Source organism: Lysobacter sp. Root667 (assembly GCF_001427715.1).
Taxonomy (GTDB): domain Bacteria; phylum Pseudomonadota; class Gammaproteobacteria; order Xanthomonadales; family Xanthomonadaceae; genus Lysobacter.
This window is the reverse complement of the sequence record NZ_LMHF01000012.1, coordinates 112,404-135,521: the sequence shown is the minus strand read 5'-3', so window position 1 is coordinate 135,521 and position 23,118 is coordinate 112,404. Positions and strand designations below refer to the sequence as shown.

Below are 23,118 nucleotides of genomic sequence, written 5' to 3'. Positions count from 1 at the left end.
CTGCCTTTGTCGTCCATGCCCTCATTTGTCCGTATTTCCGGCGCCTTCGCCGCTGCTGCCTTTTTCGCGCTGGCCGCGCTGCCCTTCGACGCCTCGGCCCTGTCCAAGCGCGATCAGGCTGCGGTCGACGCGCTCAATCAGCGCATGCAGGCCGCCGAGTCCAAGTACCGCGCCGCGCTGGTGCAGATCCGCAACGCCGATCCCGACGGCCAGAAGCTGAGCGATGCCGCGCTGGAGGACATGGAGGACGTGATCACGGCCTGCAACAAGCAGAAGGGCTGCCAGCTGACCACGATGCTGACCAGCTACAAGCGCCTGCTCAAGGCCAATGCCGATGCCGAATCGCGCGCCGACGCCGGCGACGAAGAGGACGAAGCCCCGCTGGACGCCGACGGTTCGTTCGCCGCCGACGTGCCGCAGGCCGCGCGCGCCGCCGCGCTGCTCAACGCCGACGGCCAGCGCTTCGTCAAGATGGTGCAGTACAACCCGGCCGTGCAGGCCGGTATCCGTCGCTGGCTCACCGACATGCGCGGATCGCTGATCCAGAGTCACGAGAACTACCAATACCTGCGCCAGATGATGTGGCCGCAGTACGAGCGCGCCGGCCTGCCCGAGGCGCTGCTGTTCGGGATCATGGCCAAGGAATCCAACGGCCGCGTGCACTCGACCTCGCGCGCCGGCGCGGCCGGGCCGATGCAGTTCATGTACGCGACCGGCAGGCGCTTCGGTCTGGGCGACGACGGCACCGGTTTCGACACCCGCTACGACGCGCGCGCCTCGGCCCAGGCCAGCGCGGAATATCTCAACGAACGCATGGGCGCGCTCAACAACAGCATCGAACTGTCGCTGGCCGCCTACAACGGCGGCGAAGGCCGCGCCCAGCGCGTGTTCAACGCCAGCGGCGGCCGCAACTTCTGGGACGAGTCGGTCTACAACCAGTTCCCGGCCGAAACCCGCGACTACGTGCCGATGGTGATCGCCGCGGCCTGGCTGTTCCTGCACCCCAAGGAATACGGCCTGAGCTTCCCCAAGGTCGATCCCAAGCCGGCCACCCTGCGCCTGAGCCAGCCCAGCTCGATCTACCAGCTCACGATCTGCCTGGGCAACGGCGGCAGCCGCGACGGCTATATGCGCGCGCTGCGCAACCTCAATCCGCGCTACCAGGCCGACAGCTACCTGGCCGCCGGCACCAGCCTCAACGCCACCACCCGGATCGTCGGCCTGTACAACCGCTGGTGCGTGCAGGGCGCGCGCGCCGATCTGGCGCGCACCCTGATGCTCAGCGACCCGAACAACGCGATCGTGCGCACCGGCCCGGTGACCATGGTCGATTCGCCCGATTCCAGCGACGGCACGCTGCCCGTCGCGGCCGCCGCGACGCCCGCGCCGAAGCCGGACAAGCCGAGGGCCCCGTCGGCGCCCAGCAGCTACCGCGTGCAGCGCGGCGAAACCCTGACCTCGATCGCGCAGAAGTTCCAGTGCGACACCGGCCGGCTGGCCAAGCGCAACGGCCTCAAGGCGCCGCGTTACGCGATCCGTCCTGGGCAGAAGTTGAAGCTCGACGACTGCAAATAAGGCGCGAACGGGCATGGACGCCTTCGTCGTAACACCGCGCCGCGGGCCTGTCGTCGCAGATGCGCGCCTCGTGCTCGGGGGATGGGCATGAACATCGAAACGAACCCGGCGCCGTCGCGCGCCGGGATCCCGAACCGCGACCGCAGTTGGCTGATCGCGGTGGCGACCGCCGCGGTCCTGGCGATCGTCGGCGCGACGGCGCCGCTGCCCTGGCTGCACTACCTGAGCAAACCCGCCGCGACGTTGCTGGTGCTGGCGATGGTCTGGACGATGCCGGCGACCTCGGCACCCGGCTACCGGCGCGCGATTTTGGCCGGCCTGGCATTGTCGACGCTGGGCGATGTGTTCCTGATGCTGCCCGGCGATTGGTTCGTGTTCGGCCTGGGCAGCTTCCTGTGCGCGCACCTGGCCTATCTGGTCGCGTTGACGCGACGCGCGCGGCCGTTCGCGGCGGTGTGGCCGTTCCTGGCTTACTCCGCGCTCGCCGGCGCCGTGCTGTCGGTGCTGTGGCCGCATCTGCCGGGCGAGCTGCGCGGGCCGGTGGTGGTCTATGTGCTGGTGCTGGCGGCGATGGCCGCGCAGGCCGCGGCGGCGTGGTGGCGCCGGCGCACGCGCGCGACCGCCCTGGCGGCGCTGGGCGGCCTGAGTTTCGTGATTTCGGACGCGACCCTGGCGATCGACCGCTTCGCCGCGCCGTTCGCGACGGCGAGCGTGGTCGTGCTGGCGAGCTACTGGGTCGCGCAGAGCCTGATCGGCCTGTCGGTGCGCGACCGCTAAGGGCGGTCTCCCTTATCGCGAGGCATCGTCGCGTGCGCGGCGGCGACCGCCAAACCGCCATCGGCCGCTTCAGCGACGAATGTTGTAACCGTAGGCCAGCACCGCCCATGTCAAGATGCGGCGAACCGATCACCGACCCGTTCCGGCCCCATGACCGCATTGTCCGCACTGTTCTACCTGCTCGCCCACCACCCGTTCTGGTCCTGGTTGGGCATGATCGTGCTGGCCGTTCTTGTGAGCTTCCTGATGGCGCGCTGGACCGGCAGGGGCTGGTGGCTGGCGCTGGTATTGGTGGCCTTCATCGGCGGCCAGCTCAACTTCTTCACCGGGCATATCCTCAACGCGCTGTTCCTCAACGCCTGCGGCAGCACCGGCACGGCGGTGGTCGTGCATTCCGAGGAGACCAGCTCCACCCTCAACGACCAGTCCATTTACGATTACTGGGCGGTGCTGCGTACCGCGGAGGGGCGCGAGGTCAAGGTCGAGTTCGACACCATGTCGGCGAGCATCTATCCGATCCGCAACACGATCCTGATCCCGCCGCAGGGCCAGCCTTTCGTCGCCAAGTACGTGCCGGGCTTCGAGCGCAACATCGCGATCATGAGCGACGAGTCCGACTACGGCCGCGTCTGGGTGGTCGGAGAGGCGCGCCGGCCGGTGGACAAGGCCGCCGCGCAGCTGGAGGTGAGCCCGACCAATCCCGAGTTCATCCAGGAGTACCGCGATGCGGTGCGCGAGTTTCTCGACGCTCATCGCAAGGACGCGGATCCCGCGCTGGTCGCCGAGCTGGAACGCAAAATCGGCGAGCTGGAGCGTCGCCGCTAGGCGCGAAAACCTTGAAATCGCAGGCTCCGCACACGCGGCGCGCATTGCCGACACGCGCAAACGACAACGAACGCAGGGGCGGATGAAGTCGTCCGAAAACGGCGAGTAATCCCCTATGCGCCGGCGCATAAGAACGCTGCGCCGCTAGCGCGCAACCCTCATCACCGTCGCTACATCCCACGCCGATCGCGTCCGCGCATCGCGACGACCGCGCTCGGCCTCAAGGAGCACCTGCCATGAAGCTCACGCTGCCGATTTCGCTATTGAGTCTGAGCCTGTTCGCCGCCGGCGCCGCGCAGGCCGCGCCGCCGCGTTATCGCATCGACTATTTGCCGTCGCTGGGCGGTTCCAGCACCGCCACCAGCATCAACGACCTGGGCTGGGTCGCCGGCCGCTCGACCCTGACTGTGCCCGCGCCTTCGCATCGTCACGCGGTGCTGTGGCGCAACAACCAGATCACCGACCTGGGCACGCTGGGCAGCCCGGAGCGACAGAGCGCCGTGGTATGGCCGGTCAAGAATGTGCGCGGCATGATCACCGGCATCGCCGAAACCAACACCATCGACGTCGAGAACGAGGGCTGGAGCTGCTCGGCGTTCCTGCTCGGGCGACCGGCCGGTTCGCCGCGCTATCAGTGCCTGGGTTTCGTCTGGGAGAACGGCCGCATGCAGGCCCTGCCGACCTTCGGCGGCACCCACGGCTTCGCCGCCGGCTCCAACAATTTCGGCCAGGTCGTGGGCTGGGCCGAGACCGCGGTGCGCGACCCGGTCGGTTGCGTGCTGCCGCAGAAATTCCAGTTCCGCGCGGCGTTGTGGGAACCGCGCCGCAACCGCATCAAGGAACTGCCGCCGGTGATCGGCGCCGGCGATACGGTCAGCTCGGCTACTGCGATCAACGACCGCGGCCAGGTGGTCGGCATCTCGGGCATCTGCGACGACGCGGTCGGCAAGTTCAGCGCGATCCGCGCGGTGATGTGGGAAAACGGCCGGCCGACCGTGCTGGGCGATATCGGCGGCGAAGCCTGGAACACGCCGATGGCGATCAACCCGCAGGGCGACGTGGTCGGTTTCGGCAACCAGTCGGTCACCCAGGACGGTGCGCCGGATTGGGGCGCGTTCCTGTGGACGCGTCGCGACGGCATGAAGGCGCTGCCGAAACTGGCCGGCCATCTCAACGCACAGGGCAACTCATTGAACCTGTGGCGGCACGCGGTCGGCCGTTCCTGCACGGACGCCAGCATGTCGGTCTGCGATGCGGTGCTGTGGCGCGACGGCGGCGTCCATCGGCTGCGCGATCTGGTGCCGGATTTCCCCGCCGACGGTCCGCGACCGACCACCGCCACCGACATCGACGACTTCGGCCGCATCAGCGGCCAGGCGATCGATCCGCAAACCGGGCTGGGCATCGCCTACGTGGCGACACCGGTGTACTGACGGCGCGAGCGGAAGTCCGTCGCTGCGTGGTCTTCAAGCCCCTCTCCCGGCGGGAGAGGGGTTGGGGTGAGGGGCCGGCGCATGCGGGCACTCGAAATTGAGTTCGAAACCCCATGCGACCCTGCCGTTCGCGAGCAGCAGGGTCGCTTCGTCTCTTAAACCGGCGCCGCGCCTCCATCCACCCGCGTCGCCAGGGGTTGGCCCAGCCGAACCGCGACTTCCGCGGCCAGCGCCGGCGACAGCGTGGCCACGCCCGGAGGCAGCAGCACGATCACGGTCGAGCCGTAGTTGAAGCGCGCCATTTCGTCGAAGCGTTCCAGCGCGATGCCGGCGCCGCGGTAATCCTTGACCGTGACGGTATCGGCGTAGCGCGGAATCTCGACCCCGCTCCAGACTGTTTCCACGCCCGACACCAGCAGCGCGCCGACCATCACCACCGCCATCGGCCCGAAGTCGGTGTCGAAGTGGCAGACCAGGCGCTCGTTGCGCGCGAACAGGCGCGGCACGTTGCGCACCGCGTCCGGCCCGACCGAAAACAGGCGGCCGGGCACGTGCACGGTTTCACGCAGAGTGCCGGACCAGGGCATGTGCACGCGGTGGTAATCCTTCGGCGACAGGTAGACGGTCGCGTAGACGCCGTCCGCGAACGGTTCGGCGGCCTCTTCGTCGCCCAGCAGTTCGGCGGCGGTGAAGGACTGGCCCTTGGCCTGGAAGATGTCGCCGGCTTTGATCGGTCCGCACTGGCTGATGCGGCCGTCGGCGGGCATCAGCAGCGCGCGCGGGTCGGGATCGGCGACGCGCGCGCCGGGCTTGAGCGCGCGGGTGAAGAAGGCATTGAAGCTCGGGTAGGCGCGCGGGTCCGGCTCGGCGGCCTCGGACAGGTCGACGCCGAACTTGCGCGTCACCGTGTCGATCAGCCACTGCTTCACGCCGGGGCGGGTCGAATAGGCGAGGGAGCGTGCGATCGAGGACAGCGCACGATGCGGCAGCAGGTAGGTGAGGGTGGTCACCAGGCTCACGGTGCGGCCCCGGTCAGCGCGGCCATGTCGGCGGCGATCGCCTTGGGGTCCAGCGGCGGCTGGATCAGGCCGGCCATGCGGCCCTGCGGGTCCAGCACCGCCATCGAGGCGCTGTGGTCGACCGAGTACTGGTCGGCCGGAATGCCCTCGGGCGGCGGCACCTTGGCGAACACCATGCTCAGCGACTTGGCGAAACGCTCCAGCGCCGGCAGGTCGGCGGTCGCGGCCAGGGTGTCCTTGTGGAAGGCGTGGGCGTATTCGCCGATGCGGTCGGGCGTGTCGCGCTCGGGGTCGACCGACACGAACAGCACCCGCGGCCGCATCGCTTCCGGGATCGACGCCCACTGCTTCTGCGCCTGCGCCATTTCCGCCAGGGTGGTCGGGCAGACGTCGGGGCAATGGGTGAAGCCCAGGAACACCAGGGTCCAGTGGCCCTTGAGTTCGCCCGGCACCAGCGCGGTGCCGTCGGACTGGCGCAGCGAGAAATCCGGCAGTTCGCGCGGCGGCGAGAACAGGCGCACGGCCTGGGTCTGCGGCCACTGCGTGGGCGCGGCGGAGCCGAAGTGGCGTTGCGCGGCCCACAGGCCGAGCGCGGCGGCGAGCGCGGCGATGAGGATGATGACGGTGGTGCGGTTGAACATGGCCGATCCAGCGGAGGTATCCCGATCATGATACCGACGAAGGCGCATGCGGCGTGCCGCGGCCTGGCGCCGCGGAGGCGTGCGGACCGATCGGGCGCTGTTCCGAACCTCGCGAGTAGCGGCGTTTGCCGCTGTGGCGCCGTCGACGTTTACGAACCGATTCGATCCTGAGCCGCGTCGGCGAGAGGTCTGTCTCGCGTCGGCTCGTCGGTGCGTGGCGCACGCACTTAATGGGGATACTTGATGCAATGAGTGATCTTAATGTGCTGATTTAATTTACTCATTCTGAACACGGAATTGTGATTATAAAATCAAGTGCAGTGCATGGCGGCACAAGTAATCGGTAATTAATACTTAAATGGCTCCAGGTCATGGGCCAATGCGAAAAATTTCGCTTGCAAAGCGCGCATAACGCTGGCAAAACTGCGATCGCCGTCATGGATTGGTTTCTAAATCCGATTGTGGCGATCAGGTTGAATAAATCCACATTTGTTGTGCGGTATTCAACGGCAGCCCGGTGCTCCGGCATTGCATTAACTTTAGATTCGGACTTTTCGATGGAACGGATATTCCACCTCCACGCCCGCAGCTGCGGTTTCATCCTCCTGTTGCTGGCCTCAGGTTTGACCCCGGGCGAGGCGGCCGCCCAGATGGTCGTGCAGGACCCCGCGGTGATCCTCGGTCAGGCGCGCCAGACCTTCGCCGACGCCAAGGAGTTCGGCCTGCAGGCCAAGCGCTGGAACGACACCTACAAGTCCTACACCGACACCTACAAGCACTATCAGCAACAGTTGATCCGCCTGCAGCGCCTGAACTTCGGCGATCCGCAGATGGAGGACGCCTTCCCCGAGCGTGCGTTGAACTACGGGATGGAAGACAGCTGCCCCGCCAAGGGCAATACCGACGGAGTCCCCGGCGGCGTGTTGACGCGGATCTTCAATGCGGCGCAGCCGAAAATGGACGGCGCCGTGCTCGACGAGCAACAGAAGGTCTGCGAACGCATGGTCCAGGCCGAGAACGCCAGGTACAACGAGTCCGTGCGCATGCTCAAGACGCTGATCCAGCGCAATCGCGAGTTCCAGGCGGTGCAGCGCCAGCGCGATCAGGGCGGCCAGGACCAGGGCGCGCTGGCCGCCAACGACAACGAAGTCCAGCGCTTCGTGGCCCGCATCGCGATGGACCTCGACTATTGGCAGGCACGCATGACCGCCTACCAGGGCTACATCGAGTCCTTGAAGTTGGACCAGACGCGCCTGGCCAAACGCGCGATGCGCGGCAAGAAGGGGCAGGGCGCAGCGGCGATCGCCGGTCAGGTGGTCCAGGCGGCGGCGCTGAAGGCGGCATTGGGCTATTGAGTCGGCAACCGCCGCGCCGGCGTGTTCGCGGCGTAGCGCATTGGGGCGACGCGCCCCCGCAGGAAGCAGGATATGCAGGCAGTGATCGAATGGGGCGGCAGTGTGGGAGCGTGGTGGGATGCGTGGTCGCCGCGCGTGGCGGGGGTCGGCGAATTCGCCTTCTTCAAGCTGGTCAACGACTACCTCAGCCACAAGGTCGATGAGTTCGGCCTGCAATTGATGGGGCGCTTCATGGCCTGGGCTTCCGGCATCGCCCTGACCCTGGTGACCTTGTGGATCCTGATCGCGGGCTACCGCATCGTCACCGGGCAGTCGCGCGAGCCGATTCTGGCCCTGGTCACCCAGCTGACCCGGATCGCGGTGATCGTCGGCGTCGCGACCAGCATGTCGGTGTTCGGTGGCAGCCTGCAGCGCGCTTTCACCACCGACCTCGACCAGGAAATCCATACGCTGTTCACCGGCGAGACCAGCCGCAGCTCGGCCGATGCGATCGACGAGAACCTGGCCTACATGCAGGTAGCGCTGAGCGCGATCGACGCGGTGCAGGTCGTCGACGGCGACCAGCAGACCTACGACGAGAAAACACGCGCGCTGCTGTTCGCCGGCTTCGGCACGGCCAGCCCGCCGATGACCGCCGGCGCGATGCTGCTGCTCTACAAGTTCACCCTGGCATTGTTCATCGGCCTCGGGCCCTTGTTCATCCTGTGCCTGATCTTCGACCAGACCAAGGAGACTGTTCCGCAAATGGCTGATGTACGGCATCGGCACCTTGTTCTCGATGGCGATGCTGAGCGCGGTCACCGCGATCGCGCTGGAACTGGCTTCGCGCGTGGCGGTGGCGCTGTGGATGGCCAAGGCCGCCAACGGCCTCCTCGGCTCGGACACCGAAGGCCTGACCACGCAGGCGATGCAGCAGGGCGGGATCGGATTGTTGCTGACGGTGTTGATCGTGACGGTGCCGCCGGCGGCTGCGATGTTTTTTCAGGGGACGGTGGGGAGCTTTGCGAGCTTCTCGGCATTTGGTGGCGGAGCTGCTGGAGCGTCGGGGGCGCCAAATGTTGGGGCAGTACCTGCAGTGCCGCAGCGCGTGCGAGATCGGCTTGATGAACAGGATACGGCAGCAAGTCAGATTTCTAGTCCTCGCGTGTTTGGCTCGCCGGAGGCTTCTACCGCCAATCAAGAGGTTGTAAGGCAGGGGAGGAGCGAGCGTTGAGACCATCGAATCTGTGGAGGCGAATGAACATTGTCAGGGAGTTGTGCCTGGTCCTCATTTCCTATCTGTTCTTGACGAGTGTTCGCGCGGAAGGGGCTTGCCCCCCCGGGTTACTACCCCACCGATGACGGCTCGAAAGGAGTAATCAACTGTGCCCCTATTCCGGTAGGAGATGCCACCGTGCCCCGGGGGCCGAAATGGCAGCTAACTTGGGGCGCGGTTGCAATCGATGCTATCTCCGGCGATATCGGGACTGTCGTCGGGGAGGCTTCGAAGGCAAGTGCGAAGAAAGAGGCAATGAAGCGGTGTGCAAGGGGTGGTTCTCGGAAATGCTCGTTAAAGCTGGCATATAAGAATCAATGTGCAGTAGTCGCTTGGCCTACTGTCATCGGAGGGTACAACGTCACCCAAACCGGCCCTTCTATTGAGGATGCGACCAGTCATGCGCTCCCAAAGTGCAAGAAGGCGTCGAGCGCCGAATGCAAGATCGTGTATGCCGAGTGCACGGATCCGGTGTTGGTTCAATGATGCCGAGTAGAGAAATTCTGGCTGTGTACGGGATATCTACAAGAAGGAGAGCAATGATGAAAGTTCCATGTGCTCTCTTCATTGCGATCATGTGGCTCTGTACGAGCTCGCGCGCGAGAAGTGAAGGAATGTGTCCTGGCGGCTACATTCAAGCGCCCGGGCCAGAGAATGGAGTGATCAATTGCATGCCGTTGCCCGGTACGGGCGATGCACCTTCCCGCGAGAATGGGCCCGGTTGGTCGAGCAGGTGAGGTGCTATCGCAATCGACTTCGCGCCGAGCAATGTCGGGATCGGCGTTTCGGTGGCTGCGATGTTTTTCCAGGGGACAGTGGGGGGCTTCCAGTCTTACTCTGCTTTTGCGGCCAGCACGACTCCGGCCGCACAGAGGCCTATCGAACACGGTACTAGCGGTGCGGGTGCTCCTCTGGCGTCAGGGGGCGCGCCGAGTACACGCGTATTACCTGGTCTCGCGCATCGAAATCCACCAGCTAGAACGGATTCTAGTTGTAAGGGGGCCAAGTCATGAACGGAAGATTTCGTTGTCTCCTCGCAGTCATCCTCATTGCGTTCTATGGCGCGGCCTTCAGCGAGGGAAATTGCCCTGCTGGGTACTATCCGACCTCTGGTTTCCGAGACGCTGTGCAAGGCTGCGCCCCTATTCCATCCAATAGCAAGAGTGCAGTCGAATCCCGCGAAGTTTCCCGGCGAAGTTGGGGCGCGATCGTGTTTGATCTTGGTCCAAGTAATGTCGGAATGGGCGTTTCTGTGGCTGCTGGCAGCAAGCGGAAAGCCACGCGGGAAGCATTGGAACACTGCCGACAAAAAGGCGGCAAGGGGTGCAAAGTCGACTTGGTCTACAGCAACCAGTGCGCCGTAGTTGTCGCGGGAGTTCCGTACTCTCAGTCACTACCAGGGCCTACAGTGGAGATAGCTGCGAATCAAGGTTTACGAATGTGCAGGGCGGCAGGGGCGCAGGATTGTCAGGTTTACTACAAAGCTTGCAGCCTTCCGCTATAGGACTACTGAGGTGTTGTGAGCATGAGCACTCCTGCTTTTTTGACTCCGTTCGGACTCACCGTCAGGAGGAACAAGCTGATGAAAGGCCTAGTAAGTTGCTTCTCGGCTCGGACGCCGAAGGCCTGACCACGCAGGCGATGAAGCAGGGCGGGATCGGCTTGTTGCTGACGGTGTTGATCGTGACGGTGCCGCCGGCGGCTGCGATGTTCTTTCAGGGGACGGTGGGGAGCTTTGCGAGCTTTTCTGCGTTTGGTGGTGCCGGTGGGCAGGCAGGGGGCACAGGCGGCGCGGCGCCTGACATGCCGCAGCGCGAGCGAGACGGACCTGCAGAGCGGGGCGCGACAACGAATCAGGCCATTGGCCCTCGTGCGCATAGTCCGGCAGAGGCTTCGATTGCCAACGGAGAGGTTATAAGAAAAGGAAGGAGCGAACGTTGAGAAGATCAAACTTTCAGGGGCGGACGCACATGGTCAGGAAATACGGTCTTGTACTCGTGTCCTATCTGTTCTTCGGAACTGTTTGTGCTGAGGGATCTTGTCCTCCCGGCTACTACCCTACCGATAACGGTTCGAAGGGCGTCATCAACTGTGCGCCGATTCCCGTGGGAAGCGGAGGGGCGCCAAGAGAGCCGAGATGGAAGCTCACTTGGGGGGCGGTCGCCATTGATTCGGCGACAGGCGATATGGGTACTGCCGTAGGTGAATGGTCAAAGTCGAGCGCGAAGAAAGAGGCGATGAAACTTTGTGCACAGTACGGTTCGGAGAAGTGCGTGGTCCAACTGGCGTATAGAAACCAATGTGTGGTGGTCGCTTGGCCAAATGCTATCGGAGGGCACATCTATACCCAGGGCGGCCCGTCTATTGAAGACGCAACCAGTCATGCGCTACCGGCGTGCAAGGAGGCGTCTCGCATCGAATGCAGGATCGTATATGCCGAATGCACAGAACCCGTGCTGGTTCAGTGACGCCCAGCGGGAGTGTCGGTCGTGATCATGAAGTCGCATCGCTTCGCTGGTCTAGTCTTCCTGGTCGTGAGCACACAGGCGGTCGGCGAAGGCAAATGCCCTGAGGGTTACGTACAGGCCCCAGGACCGGAGAATGGGGTGGTGAACTGCATGCCTCTGCCCGGTGCGCAAGGTGACGATAGAGGCAATGGCGGCCCTCGCTGGCAGGGGCGCTGGGGCGCGATTGCGTTCGACTTTGGCCAAAGCAATGTAGGTATCGGAAGCAATGTAGGTATCGGAGTCTCAGTTGCGGCCAGGAATAAGCGACAGGCGAAGAATGAGGCGCTTGCCGACTGCTGCGCTAAAGGAGGGCAGAACTGCAGGATCAATTTGATCTACGACAATCAATGCGCGGTTGTCGTCGCAGGCATCGGATACGGCCGCTCGCAAGGTGGGGCGACAGTTGAAATAGCCGCGTCTCACGGCCTGAGCATGTGCGAAGAGGCTGGGATCAAAGACTGTCAGATCTACTACAAGGCCTGCAGCTTGCCTGTGCAGGTACAGTGATCTTCCGCCATGCAATCAGTATGCGCAGCATTCGGTGTTCGTCCCGCGGCAAGACAGGACGGAAAGCGCAGTGAATCGTGAATCTGGCCTGCCGGATCAAGCGCATGCCCATGTCGACCAAGGCTGGCCCTCCGCAGCCCGCACCGTACAAGCCGGCGCCATGGCCGGATTCGTGGTGCTGCTGTTGGCGATCATGCTCGCCGTACTCGGCATACGCGGCGTCGATCTGAGTCTGGTCGAGCTGTCGAAGTGGGGCGCGGTGACGGCGGGGTTGCTGCAGCTGCGGGCGGCGGTGCTGGCGACTTGCCTGGTGGCGTCGGCGCGGCGACGTCTGGCACGGGATCGCGATCGTGAGTTGCGGGCCGTCGCGGACGCGGCGAGGCCGCTGCGGACGGCGCGCCTGCTGGCGCGGACGGCTTGGCTGCTGGCCCTGTCCACGGTCAGCTTGCCGCTGATGATGGAGTTGCCGCTGCACGTGCCGGAGACCGGGGTGGTGTTCGGATTGCTGTTGATGGCCGCTGCCGTGCAGGTGCTGGCTGGGGCGACGAGCTATCGGTCGCTGGCGGCGGCGCTGGCCGGGCAGGGCGCCGGGGACGGGCCTTATGCCGTGAAGCTATAAGCGACTATGGTTCAGCGCCGATCCGGGCGGGCCGCGGACCCGGGTCGGCCCGGCCGCTATAATGCCCGGCCCTGCAACGCCCCCGGACCTATCGTGCCCCCCGTTTCCTTCGAGCCGCTGACCGTCATCGACCTGATCCGCTACGGTGCCAGCCGCTTCAATGCGGCCGGGCTGACCTTCGGCCACAGCTACGACAACGCCCTGGACGAGTCGACCCAGCTGGTTCTGCACGCGCTGCACCTGCCGCACGACCTGAGTCCGGTCTATGGCGCGGCCAAGGTCACCACGGACGAGAAAGACGCGGTGCTGGCGCTGTTCAAGCGCCGCATCGGCGAGCGCATCCCGGCGGCGTACCTGACCGGCGAGGCCTGGTTCGCCGGCCTGAGCTTCAAGAGCGACCGTCGCGCCCTGGTGCCGCGCTCGCCGATCGCCGAGCTGATCGAATCTGGCTTCGAGCCCTGGCTGGGCGGCCGTCCGATCGAGCGCGCCCTGGACCTGTGCACCGGTTCGGGCTGCATCGCCATCGCCACCGCGCACTACCACCCCGACTGGGTCGTGCACGGCGCCGACATCAACGACGACGCGCTGGCGCTGGCCGCCGAGAACAAGGCCCGCCTGCACGCCGACAACGTCGAGCTGCGCAAGTCGGACCTGTTCGCCGGGTTGCAGGGCGAGGTCTACGACCTGATCGTGACCAATCCGCCCTATGTCACCAACGAAGAGACCGACGCGCTGCCGAAGGAATACTCCTACGAGCCCGAGCTCGGTCTGCGTGCCGGCGACGACGGCCTGGACCTGGCGCTGAAGATCCTGCGCGACGCGCCGGACCATCTCAGCGAGCACGGCCTGCTGATCTGCGAAGTCGGCGAAGCCGAGCGCGCCCTGGTCGAGCTGCTGCCGGAGCTGCCGCTGGCCTGGGTCGAGTTCAAGGTCGGGCAGATGGGCATCTTCGTCGCCGAGCGTAACGACCTGGTCGAGCACCATGCCCGCATCGCCGAGCTCGCGCGCCAACGCGGCGGCTGAGCGCGCCGGGAATGGACAGGAAGGCGCGCAGGCTGTCGGGCGGGTCTGAAACCGAAACGGCGGTATGCGCACTGTGAATCGCGCGCGCCGCGGCTGACGAGAGAGACGCATGTCGAACAACACCTTCGGCCGCCTGTTGCGGGTGACCACCTTCGGCGAAAGCCACGGCCCGGCGATCGGTTGCGTGGTCGACGGCTGTCCGCCGGGGCTGGCGATCGCGCCGGAGGAGTTCCGCCACGACCTCGACCGCCGCGCCACCGGCAAGACCCGCCATACCTCGGCGCGGCGCGAGGCCGACGAGATCGAGATCCTCAGCGGCGTCTACCAGGGCCTGACCACCGGCACCCCGATCGCGCTGCTGATCCGCAATACCGACGCGCGCAGCAAGGACTACGGTTCGATCGCCGAGCAGTTCCGCCCCGGCCACGCCGACTACAGCTATTGGCAGAAATACGGCCTGCGCGACCCGCGCGGCGGCGGGCGCTCGTCCGCGCGCGAGACCACGATGCGGGTGGCCGCCGGCGTGATCGCCAAGAAGTGGCTGGCGCAGCGCTACGGCGTGCGCGTGCGCGGCTTCATGTCGCAGATCGGCGAGATCTTCCCCAATGGCTACGACCTGGGCGTGGTCGAGGACAACCCCTTCTTCTGGCCCGACGCGGCCCAGGTCGCCGAACTGGAGGCGTTCATGGACGCGCTGCGCAAGTCCGGCGATTCGGTCGGCGCGCGCGTGGACGTGATCGCCGACAACGTGCCGCCGGGCTGGGGCGAGCCGATCTACGGCAAGCTCGACGGGGAGCTGGCCGCGGCCCTGATGAGCATCAACGCGGTCAAGGGCGTGGAGATCGGCGACGGTTTCGCCGCGGTCGCCGCACGCGGCACCGAGCACCGCGACGAGATGTCGCGCGCCGGTTTCGCCTCCAACCACGCCGGCGGCATCCTCGGCGGCATCAGCACCGGCCAGCAGCTGCATTGCTCGACCGCGTTCAAGCCGACCTCCAGCCTGCGCCTGCCCGGGCGCGGCCTGGACGTGCACGGCAACGAGGTCGAAGTGGTCACCACCGGCCGCCACGACCCCTGCGTCGGCATCCGCGCCACCCCGATCTGCGAGGCCATGGTCGCGCTGGTGCTGATGGACCAGGCCCTGCGCCATCGCGCCCAATGCGGCGACGTCGGCGAAGTGACGCCGCGCATCCCGGCCGGCGACGCGGATGGCTGAGCGTCCGCGGGTCTGGGTCTCGCAGCCGCTGTTCGCCGACATCGTCGGACGGCTGGGCGAACACTTCGAGGTGAGCGCGACCGAAACGGTCGTCCAGCACGCGCCGGACGCGGTCGCCGCGGCCCTGCGCGAGGCCGACGGCGCCCTGGTCACGCTCAACGACGCCATCGGCGCGGCGCAGGTCGCCGGCGCCGGCCGCCTGCGCGCGATCGCCAACGTCGGCGTCGGCTACAACAACCTGGACCTGCCGGCGCTGAGCGCGGCCGGGATCCTGGCCACCAACACGCCCGACGTGCTGACCGAAACCACCGCCGACTTCGGCTTCGCCCTGATGATGGCGACCGCGCGCCGGATCACCGAAGCCGAGCGCTGGCTGCGCGACGGCCATTGGCGGCAGTGGAGCTTCGAGTCACTGCTCGGCGGCGACATTCACGGCGCGACGCTCGGCATCCTCGGCATGGGCCGGATCGGCCGCGGCATCGCCCGGCGCGCATCCGGTTTCGGCATGCGCGTGCTGTACCACAACCGCAGCCGCCTGCCCGAGGCGGTGGAGCGCGAGCACGCCGCCCAGTACGTCGGTTTCGAGGCGCTGTTCGAGCGCGCCGATCACCTGGTTCTGGTGCTGCCGTACGCGCCCGAGCACCATCATCTGGTCGACGCCGTGGCTCTGGCCCGGCTGCGTCCTCACGCGACCCTCACCAACATCGCCCGCGGCGGCCTGATCGATGAGGACGCGCTGGCCGATGCGCTCGGCGCCGGGCGCCTGGCCGCGGCCGGGCTGGACGTGTTCGAAGGCGAGCCGGCGATCAATCCGCGCCTGCTGGCGCTGCGCAACGTGGTCCTGACCCCGCACATCGCCAGCGGCAGCCTGGCCACGCGCCGGGCCATGGTCGCGCTGGCGGTCGACAACCTGATCGCCGCCCTGGGCTACGGCCCCGACGCCGGCCGCCCGCCGTCGCCGCTGAACGCCGACGCGCTTACCCACGCCCGAAAACGCGGCGCCTGAACCAGCCTCGCGTTCGCGATGCGCACGCCGATCCGCCTTTCTCGCCGCGCTTAGCCGATAATCGGCAGGCCTGGATTGGGATTCGATGCAGCGGCCAGTCGCCCGACCCGCTTCGACGAATCCCCAATCCCGAATTCCGAATCCCCGCCTTCAAGCAACACCCGCCGGAAATGGGTCCGGCGGCCCCCAAGCCAGGTAAATCGAAACTGATGAACGCCAAGACGTCCTGCAATGTCGCCGTGGTCGGTGCTACCGGAGCGGTCGGTGAAACCATGCTGAAAGTCCTGGCCGAGCGGAAATTCCCGATCGGCCGTCTGCATGTGTTGGCGAGCGAACGCTCGGCGGGCGAGAAAATCCAGTTCGAAGGCAAAACCCTGGTGGTCGAGGACCTGACCACGTTCGACCCGACCGGCGTCGACATCGCCCTGTTCTCGGCCGGCGGTTCGGTGTCGAAGGAATACGCGCCCAAGTTCGCCGCGGCCGGCGCGGTGGTGGTCGACAACTCCTCGGCCTTCCGCTACGACGACGACGTCCCGCTGGTGATCAGCGAGGTCAATCCCGAGCAGATCGCCCACCGCCCGCGCGGCATCATCGCCAACCCGAACTGCTCGACCATGCAGATGCTGGTCGCGCTGGCGCCCATCCACCGCAAGGTCGGGATCGAGCGCATCAACGTGGCGACCTATCAGTCGGTGTCCGGCACCGGCCGGCGCGCGCTGGAGGAACTGGGCCGGCAGACCGCGGGCCTGCTGAACTTCCAGGAGACCAAGGCCGAGGTCTACCCGGTGCAGATCGCGTTCAACGTGATCCCGCACGGCGGCGACTTCACCGACAACGGCTACACCACCGAGGAGATGAAGCTGGTCTGGGAGACCCGCAAGATCCTCGGCGACGACTCGATCGGCGTGAACGCGACCGTGGTCCGGGTGCCGGTGTTCTACGCCCACTCCGAGGCGGTGCACATCGAAACCCGCGAGAAGCTCAGCGCGGCCGATGCGCGCAAGTTGCTGGAAGCCGCGCCGGGCCTGGAAGTGGTGGACGAGGCGGTCGGCGGCGGTTATCCGACCCCGGTCACCCACGCTTCCGGCCACGATCCGGTCTACGTCGGTCGCATCCGCGACGACATCTCGCATCCGCGCGGTCTGGCGATGTGGGTGGTGGCCGACAACATCCGCAAGGGCGCGGCGCTGAACGCCGTACAGCTGGCCGAGCTGGTGTGGGCCGAGCAGCGCGCGCAGAACGCGGCCTGAGCGGCGCCTCGGCCGGATAAACAGGCGACGGGCGGCCCGGCTCGGGCCGCCCGAAACCGGGGCTTACGGCGCAATGTGACCGTATTACGTTCGGATTGCGTAATAACCATGGCGGCGGCTAGAGTCGCCGCCAGGGGACAGGGAGTGGCATTCAGAGTGAAGCATCGTTTCACGCGCACCGCGTTGGCATTGGCGCTGGCTCTGGCCAGCGGCGGCGCCTGCGCGCTCGGCCTGGGCCAGATCGAGGTCAAGTCGCGCTCCGACCAGCCGCTGCTGGCGGAAATCCCGATCGTCTCCAGCGACCCGGCCGAGCTCGAACAGCTGCAGGCGCGCCTGGCCTCGCCCGAAACCTTCACCCGCATCGGCCTGATGCCGCCGCAGGGCATCGTCTCCGACCTGCAGTTCCAGGTCGCCCTGGACGCGCGCGGCAACCCGGTGATCCGGGTGACCAGCCAGCAGCCGGTGAACCAGCCGCTGGTGACCTTCCTGGTCGAGGTCGACTGGGGCCAGGGCCGCCTGGTGCGCGAGTACTCGGCCCTGATCGATACCCCCAAGACCGTGTCGGCGCCGTTGCAGCCGCCGATCGAGGCGCCGGTGACGGCGCCGTCCAATCTGATCGAACGGCCGCTGGACCCGGCGGCGGTGATCGCCAGCGACAGCCCGGCCGATCCGGCCGCGGTGACGCCCGACGCGGTCGACCCGATCCCGGTCGTGCCCGCGCCCGCACCCGGCAACGCCTATCCCGCGCAGCCGACCGCCATCGCGATCGCGCCGCCGCCGCCGTCGCCCGCACCGCCGCTGGACGCCGCGCCGGCGCGCGAGGACGGCTCGATCGCCGTCAAGCGCGGCGATTCGCTGTCGCGCATCGCCAGCGGCCTGGAGCTGGGCGACGGCTATTCGCTGGACCAGACCATGGTCGCGCTGCTGCGCGCCAACCCCGACGCCTTCATCGGCGGCGACGTCAACCGTCTCAAACAAGGCGCGGTGCTGCGGGTACCGCCCGGCAACGAAGTGGCCAGCATCGACGCCGGCGAAGCCAGCGCGCTGGTGCGCAGCCAGATCCAGCAATGGCGCCAGGCGCGCCGTCCGGCGCCGCAGCCGGCGGTGGAAGCGGTGCCGCTGGCGGTGGCGCCGCGTGCGGCCGGCAACAGCGCCGGCACAGCGACGGACGCGGCGGCTGCGGCCGGAGCGCGTCTGGAAATCGTTCCGCCCGGCGCCAGCCGCGCCGCGCGGGCGGGTACACAATCCGGCATCAACGCCGGCGGCGGGGGCGAGATGCTGCGACAGGAACTGCAAGAATCCAAGGAGTCGCTGGCCGCCCGCGAAGCCGAACTCCAGGACCTCAAGGGCCGGGTCGCCGAGCTGGAGCAGTTGCAGAAGCAGCAGCAACAGCTGATCCAGCTCAAGGACACCGAACTGGCCGCGGCGCAGCAGCGCCTGAGCGAGTCCAATCAGAAACAGGCCGCCGCCCAGGGCGGGGCGATGCTGCCGTGGGCGATCACCGGCGCGGTGCTGCTGCTGGCGGTGCTGGGCGCGTGGTTCATGCGCCGGCGTCCGTCCAAGCCGGTGTTCCGCGCACCGCTCGCGGCCGGCGCTGCGCCATCGATTGCCGACGCCTTCGCCGAATCGGCGGCTGCGCCCGCAGCGGTCGAGCCTGCAATGGCCGAGCCCGAGCCAGCCGAAACCCCGGCCGCAGCGCCTGCCGCTGCCGCCGCGACCCCCGTACCGTTCTGGAGCGCGGCCCAGTCCGCGCCCGCCGAGCGCAAGGTCCCGGCCTGGCACGTCGCCGCGGTCGGCCACGGCGACTCCGCACCGGTGCAGGAACCCTTGCTGGCCGCGCAGCCGGGCCAGGAGCGCCTGGAACTGGCGCGCGCCTACATGGACCTGGGCGATCACGAGGGCGCGCGTCAGCTGCTCGGCGAAGTCGCGGTGACCGGCGATCTGGCCGCGCGCCAGCAGGCCGCGCGGATGCTGCGCGAACTGGAGTAACGAGTGGCGGCTGAGGTTCCGACGCCGCCCGCGGCGGCGGATTCGACGGGAAAGGCCCCGGCCGCGACGCGGCGCTATGCGGCGGGCATCGAATACGACGGCGGCGAATTCTCCGGCTGGCAGCGCCTGAGCCGGCCGGGCGAACCCGACCTGCGCGGCGAGCCGACGGTGCAGGGCGCGGTCGAGGAGGCCTTGTCCTTCGTCGCCGGCCGCCAGATCGACGTGACCTGCGCCGGCCGCACCGATGCCGGCGTGCATGCGTCCTGCCAGGTGGTGCATTTCGACGGCCCGGCGACGCGCGAACCGCGCGGCTGGGTGCTGGGCACGACCTCGCGCCTGCCGCCGTCGGTGTGCGTGCGCTGGTGCGTGCCGGTCGCCGACGATTTCCACGCGCGCTTCTCGGCGCGCGCGCGGCGCTATCGCTACCGTATCCTCAACCGGCCGGTGCGGCCGGCGCTGCAGCGCCAATACCTGAGCTGGGAACGCCGTCCGCTCGACGCCGACGCCATGCACCGCGCGGCCCAGGCGCTGCTCGGCGAGAACGATTTCTCCGCATTCCGCACCGTGCACTGCCAGGCGCCGCACGCGCGCCGCGACCTGCAATACATCGCGGTGCGCCGCGACGGCGACATCGTCGAGATCGAAGTCCAGGCCAACGCCTTCCTGCACCACATGGTCCGCAACATCGTCGGCAGCCTGCTGCCGGTCGGGCGCGGCGAGCAGCCCGAGGCCTGGATCGCGCAGTTGCTGGCCGGTCGCGACCGTACCGTGGCCGGGCCGACCGCGCCGTCGGCCGGGCTGGTGTTCGTCGGTCCGCGCTACCCTGCGCAGTGGTCATTGCCGGCCGAGGTGAGCTTGTGAAGGTGATCCTGTGAAGCACGCGCCCAAGTCCCTGTTCCGTACCCGCATCAAGTTCTGCGGCTTCACCCGGCCGGGCGACGTGCGCCTGGCCTGCGAACTCGGCGCGGACGCGATCGGCTTCGTGTTCGCCGAGTCCAGCAAGCGCCGGGTCGAAGCCGAGGAAGCGCGGGCGATGCGCCAGGCGCTGGCGCCGCTGGTCGACGCGGTGGCCTTGTTCATGGACAACCCGGCCGAACAGGTGCGCGAGGTGGTGCGCCAGGTCCGGCCCAGCCTGCTGCAGTTCCACGGCGACGAAAACGACGGGTTCTGCCGCTCGTTCGGCGTGCCGTACCTGAAGGCGGTGGCGATGGGCGAGGGCGGCGAGCCGGCCTCGGCCAGCCCGGGCCTGGCCCTGCATGCGCGCTATCCGGCCGCGGCCGGCTTCCTGCTCGACAGCCACGTCGCCGGCGGCAGCGGCGGCAGTGGTAAAACCTTCGACTGGTCGCGGATTCCGCTCGGCATGCACAAGCCGTTCCTGCTCGCCGGCGGGCTGGTGCCCGACAACGTCTACGAAGCGATCCTGGCGACCCGGCCCTGGGGCGTGGACGTGTCCAGCGGCATCGAAAGCGCGCCCGGACTCAAGGACGGCGACCTGATGCGGCGCTTCGTCGAGGAAGTGCGGCGCGCGGATTGCCACAGCGACTGATCGGCGGTTGCGCCGAAGTGCGCAACTCCGCGCCTGCTGCGGAAGCGTGATCGCTCCGCGATATACCCGGCTCGCGTATCGCCGCGTTCGATCGGCAAGGTGCCTATGCCGCCGTTCGGATTGTCGTGGTCGCGGCTTACGCCGCTCCTACCCCAGAGCCTGGCACCGATTTGGGGTAGGAGCGGCGTAAGCCGCGACCGTGCTACATCGCATCCGACGTGCGCACCCCAGCGCCCGAACTTCAGCCGGATCGCCTCAGCTTCCTTATAAAACGCCGCAACGCGAGCGCGCGCATGTTCCGCACTCAATCTTCAGCCCGCGCCAAGGCCTCGCGCAGCCACGCCGCCAAGTCCGCCACGCGCGCGTCCTCGCGCCGCCGCGGTGCGCACAGCGCCCAGCGCGCATCGGTGTCGACGAAACCCCACGGCGCGAGCAGGCGCCCGGCGGCCAGGTCCTCGGCCACCAACGGCTGCGGTGCGATCGCCACGCCCAGCCCGGCGTTGGCCGCTTCCAGCAGGTAATACAGGTGGGCGAAGCCGGTCCCCGGGCGCAGCGACGCCGGGTCCACTCCGACCCGCGCGGCCCAGTCGCTCCAGGCCTGCGGGCGCGAGACGGTGTGCAGCAGTTCCAGCCCGCGCAGTGCGTCCGGCGCGGCCGAGCTCAGCGCCGCGGCGCCCGGCCAGCGCGGGCTCAGCACCGGGCCGATGCGCTCCACCGCCAGCTCGCGTACGTTCCAGTCGGCCGGCCAGGGCGGCGATGCGATCAGCAGCGCCGCGTCCAGGCCGGCCAGGGCGGCGTCGGGCGCGGTGTCGTTGGCGGCCAGATGCAGGCGCAGGGCAGGGCGCTCGCGCGTCAGCCGTTCCAGGCGCGGGATCATCCAGCGCGCCAGCACGCTGCCGGGACAGCCCAGCACCAGCGGCGCCTGCGCCGGCCGCCGCTGCAGTTCGGCCCAGGCCGCGCGCAGCGGCGCGAAGCCGTCGGCGGCGGCCTCGTACAGGCGCTGCCCGGCCGGCGTCAGCGCCAGCCCGCGGCCTTCGCGCAGGAACAAGGCCGTGCCCAGCGCCTCTTCGAGCACACGCAACTGGCGGCTGACCGCGCCATGGGTGACGTGCAGTTCGGCCGCGGCGCGGCCGACGCCGTCCAGCCGCGCCACCGCCTCGAAGGCGCGCAAGGCATTGAGCGGGGGCAGGTCGCGGCTCATCCGATCTGTGAGTTTTTCTGACGGGTCGAACCGATTTTATTCGTTATCGGGCCCTGCGTGCTGCGATAAAGTGGCGGAACTTCCCGAGCCTGCCTTGCCCGTGACCGCGATTACCGACTACCACGCCTATCCGGACGCCTCCGGCCATTTCGGCCGCTACGGCGGCCGTTTCGTCGCCGAGACCCTGATCGGCCCGCTCGAGGAGCTGGCCGCCGCCTACGACGCCGCCCGCGTCGACCCGGCCTTCATCGAGGCGTTCGACCGCGACCTCGCCCACTACGTCGGCCGGCCCAGCCCGATCTACCACGCCCAGCGCCTGAGCGAGGAAGTCGGCGGCGCGCAGATCCTGCTCAAGCGCGAGGACCTGAACCACACCGGCGCGCACAAGATCAACAACACCATAGGCCAGGCGCTGCTCGCCAGCCGCATGGGCAAGACCCGGATCATCGCCGAGACCGGCGCCGGCCAGCACGGCGTCGCCAGCGCCACCGTGGCCGCGCGCCTGGGCCTGGAATGCGTGGTCTACATGGGCGCGACCGACATCGAGCGCCAGAAGATCAACGTCTACCGCATGAAGCTGCTGGGCGCGACCGTGGTCCCGGTGACCAGCGGCTCGGCCACGCTCAAGGACGCGCTCAACGAGGCCATGCGCGACTGGGTCACCAACGTGCGCGACACCTTCTACATCATCGGCACCGTCGCCGGCCCCGATCCGTACCCGCGCATGGTCCGCGACTTCAACGCCATCGTCGGCCGCGAAGCGAGGGCGCAGATGCTGGCCGAATACGGCCGCCTGCCCGACGCGATCACCGCCTGCGTCGGCGGCGGCAGCAACGCCATCGGCCTGTTCCACGCTTTCCTCAACGACCCGTCGGTGCGCATCGTCGGCGCCGAGGCCGCGGGCGAGGGCATCGCCAGCGGCCACCACGCCGCTTCGCTGGCGGCCGGCCGGCCCGGCGTGCTGCACGGCAACCGCACCTACGTGCTGTGCGACGACGAAGGCCAGATCATCGAGACCCATTCGGTCTCCGCCGGCCTGGACTACCCGGGCGTCGGCCCCGAGCATGCCTTCCTCAAGGACGCCGGCCGCGCCGAATACGTCGGCGTCAGCGACGACGAAGCCCTGGCTGCGTTCCACCAGCTCGCACGCACCGAAGGCATCCTGGCCGCGCTCGAATCCAGCCACGCCATCGCCCAGGCGGTGAAGCTGGCGAGGACGATGCCCAAGGATCGGATCGTGCTGTGCAACCTTTCCGGGCGGGGCGACAAGGACGTGCATACGATCGCCGGCCGCGAAGGCATCGTGTTTTAGGGCCGGGAATTAGTAGGCGAGGAAATAGGAACAAGTGGGTTCCGACTCGTCTTTCAATGGTT

20 protein-coding genes are annotated in these 23,118 nt (G+C 67.7%); 17 read left to right on the top strand and 3 right to left on the bottom strand.

Going from position 1 to position 23,118, the window contains the following annotated elements; all coding sequences use genetic code 11:
• Positions 1-15 precede the first annotated feature (15 nt).
• The 4 genes from ASD78_RS12050 (at position 16) to ASD78_RS12035 (ending at position 4,610) form a co-directional block, all read left to right on the top strand.
• Positions 16-1,575: a transglycosylase SLT domain-containing protein gene (locus tag ASD78_RS12050; protein WP_056101657.1), complete on the top strand. Its 1,560-nt coding sequence runs from the start codon at positions 16-18 to the stop codon at positions 1,573-1,575.
• Between the two features lie 87 nt (positions 1,576-1,662).
• Positions 1,663-2,352, top strand: coding sequence for a lysoplasmalogenase (locus ASD78_RS12045; protein ID WP_056101908.1), 690 nt, complete (start codon positions 1,663-1,665; stop codon positions 2,350-2,352).
• Positions 2,353-2,502: 150 nt separating this feature from the next.
• Positions 2,503-3,177 carry a hypothetical protein gene (locus ASD78_RS12040; protein WP_055899818.1) on the top strand — a complete coding sequence of 225 codons (675 nt, stop codon included), beginning with the start codon at positions 2,503-2,505 and terminating at the stop codon, positions 3,175-3,177.
• 236 nt (positions 3,178-3,413) lie between these two features.
• The gene (locus tag ASD78_RS12035; protein ID WP_056101654.1) at positions 3,414-4,610 is read left to right on the top strand and encodes a hypothetical protein; all 1,197 of its coding nucleotides are present in this window, start codon (positions 3,414-3,416) and stop codon (positions 4,608-4,610) included.
• A 155-nt stretch (positions 4,611-4,765) separates the two neighbouring features.
• On the opposite strand, the gene asd is transcribed toward ASD78_RS12035, so the two are convergent.
• Positions 4,766-5,629: an archaetidylserine decarboxylase gene (gene asd, locus ASD78_RS12030; protein ID WP_056101651.1), complete on the bottom strand. Its 864-nt coding sequence runs from the start codon at positions 5,627-5,629 to the stop codon at positions 4,766-4,768.
• Complete coding sequence (locus tag ASD78_RS12025) at positions 5,626-6,270, bottom strand: SCO family protein (protein WP_056101648.1); 645 nt, start codon at positions 6,268-6,270, stop codon at positions 5,626-5,628. Before ASD78_RS12025 ends, asd begins: the two co-directional genes overlap by 4 nt.
• A gap of 557 nt (positions 6,271-6,827) precedes the next feature.
• On the opposite strand from ASD78_RS12025, the gene ASD78_RS12020 reads away from it, so the two are divergent.
• The 12 genes from ASD78_RS12020 to ASD78_RS11975 all read left to right on the top strand — a co-directional run bounded on the left by ASD78_RS12020 (position 6,828) and on the right by ASD78_RS11975 (position 20,543).
• Entirely contained in the window at positions 6,828-7,625 is a 798-nt protein-coding gene (locus ASD78_RS12020) for a hypothetical protein (RefSeq protein WP_235566489.1), read from the top strand.
• A 72-nt stretch (positions 7,626-7,697) separates the two neighbouring features.
• Positions 7,698-8,729 carry a type IV secretion system protein gene (locus ASD78_RS12015; protein ID WP_056101645.1) on the top strand — a complete coding sequence of 344 codons (1,032 nt, stop codon included), beginning with the start codon at positions 7,698-7,700 and terminating at the stop codon, positions 8,727-8,729.
• A gap of 1,750 nt (positions 8,730-10,479) precedes the next feature.
• Positions 10,480-10,821, top strand: a complete 342-nt coding sequence (locus ASD78_RS20750) for a hypothetical protein (protein ID WP_156087726.1) — start codon at positions 10,480-10,482, stop codon at positions 10,819-10,821.
• Positions 10,822-11,375: 554 nt separating this feature from the next.
• Positions 11,376-11,894: a DUF4189 domain-containing protein gene (locus ASD78_RS20055; protein WP_162250167.1), complete on the top strand. Its 519-nt coding sequence runs from the start codon at positions 11,376-11,378 to the stop codon at positions 11,892-11,894.
• Positions 11,895-11,964: 70 nt separating this feature from the next.
• Complete coding sequence (locus ASD78_RS12010; protein ID WP_156087724.1) at positions 11,965-12,513, top strand: hypothetical protein; 549 nt, start codon at positions 11,965-11,967, stop codon at positions 12,511-12,513.
• Positions 12,514-12,606: 93 nt separating this feature from the next.
• Positions 12,607-13,536: a 50S ribosomal protein L3 N(5)-glutamine methyltransferase gene (gene prmB / locus ASD78_RS12005; RefSeq protein WP_235566488.1), complete on the top strand. Its 930-nt coding sequence runs from the start codon at positions 12,607-12,609 to the stop codon at positions 13,534-13,536.
• Positions 13,537-13,645: 109 nt separating this feature from the next.
• Entirely contained in the window at positions 13,646-14,752 is a 1,107-nt protein-coding gene (gene aroC / locus ASD78_RS12000) for a chorismate synthase (protein WP_056101641.1), read from the top strand.
• Complete coding sequence (locus ASD78_RS11995) at positions 14,745-15,758, top strand: D-glycerate dehydrogenase (RefSeq protein WP_056101639.1); 1,014 nt, start codon at positions 14,745-14,747, stop codon at positions 15,756-15,758. Before aroC ends, ASD78_RS11995 begins: the two co-directional genes overlap by 8 nt.
• 209 nt (positions 15,759-15,967) lie before the next feature.
• A complete protein-coding gene (locus tag ASD78_RS11990) occupies positions 15,968-17,008 on the top strand; it encodes an aspartate-semialdehyde dehydrogenase (RefSeq protein ID WP_056101637.1) in 1,041 nt (346 codons plus the stop codon).
• A gap of 156 nt (positions 17,009-17,164) precedes the next feature.
• Entirely contained in the window at positions 17,165-18,997 is a 1,833-nt protein-coding gene (locus tag ASD78_RS11985) for a FimV/HubP family polar landmark protein (protein WP_056101634.1), read from the top strand.
• 3 nt (positions 18,998-19,000) lie between these two features.
• Positions 19,001-19,858, top strand: coding sequence for a tRNA pseudouridine(38-40) synthase TruA (truA, locus tag ASD78_RS11980; protein ID WP_082559507.1), 858 nt, complete (start codon positions 19,001-19,003; stop codon positions 19,856-19,858).
• Positions 19,859-19,868: 10 nt separating this feature from the next.
• Entirely contained in the window at positions 19,869-20,543 is a 675-nt protein-coding gene (locus ASD78_RS11975) for a phosphoribosylanthranilate isomerase (RefSeq protein ID WP_056101631.1), read from the top strand.
• Between the two features lie 304 nt (positions 20,544-20,847).
• Here ASD78_RS11975 and ASD78_RS11970 read toward each other — a convergent pair whose 3' ends face one another.
• Positions 20,848-21,744 carry a LysR family transcriptional regulator gene (locus ASD78_RS11970; protein ID WP_055899782.1) on the bottom strand — a complete coding sequence of 299 codons (897 nt, stop codon included), beginning with the start codon at positions 21,742-21,744 and terminating at the stop codon, positions 20,848-20,850.
• A gap of 94 nt (positions 21,745-21,838) precedes the next feature.
• Between ASD78_RS11970 and trpB the strand changes: the two genes are divergently transcribed.
• The gene (trpB, locus tag ASD78_RS11965; RefSeq protein ID WP_056101628.1) at positions 21,839-23,056 is read left to right on the top strand and encodes a tryptophan synthase subunit beta; all 1,218 of its coding nucleotides are present in this window, start codon (positions 21,839-21,841) and stop codon (positions 23,054-23,056) included.
• Positions 23,057-23,118: the final 62 nt, after the last annotated feature.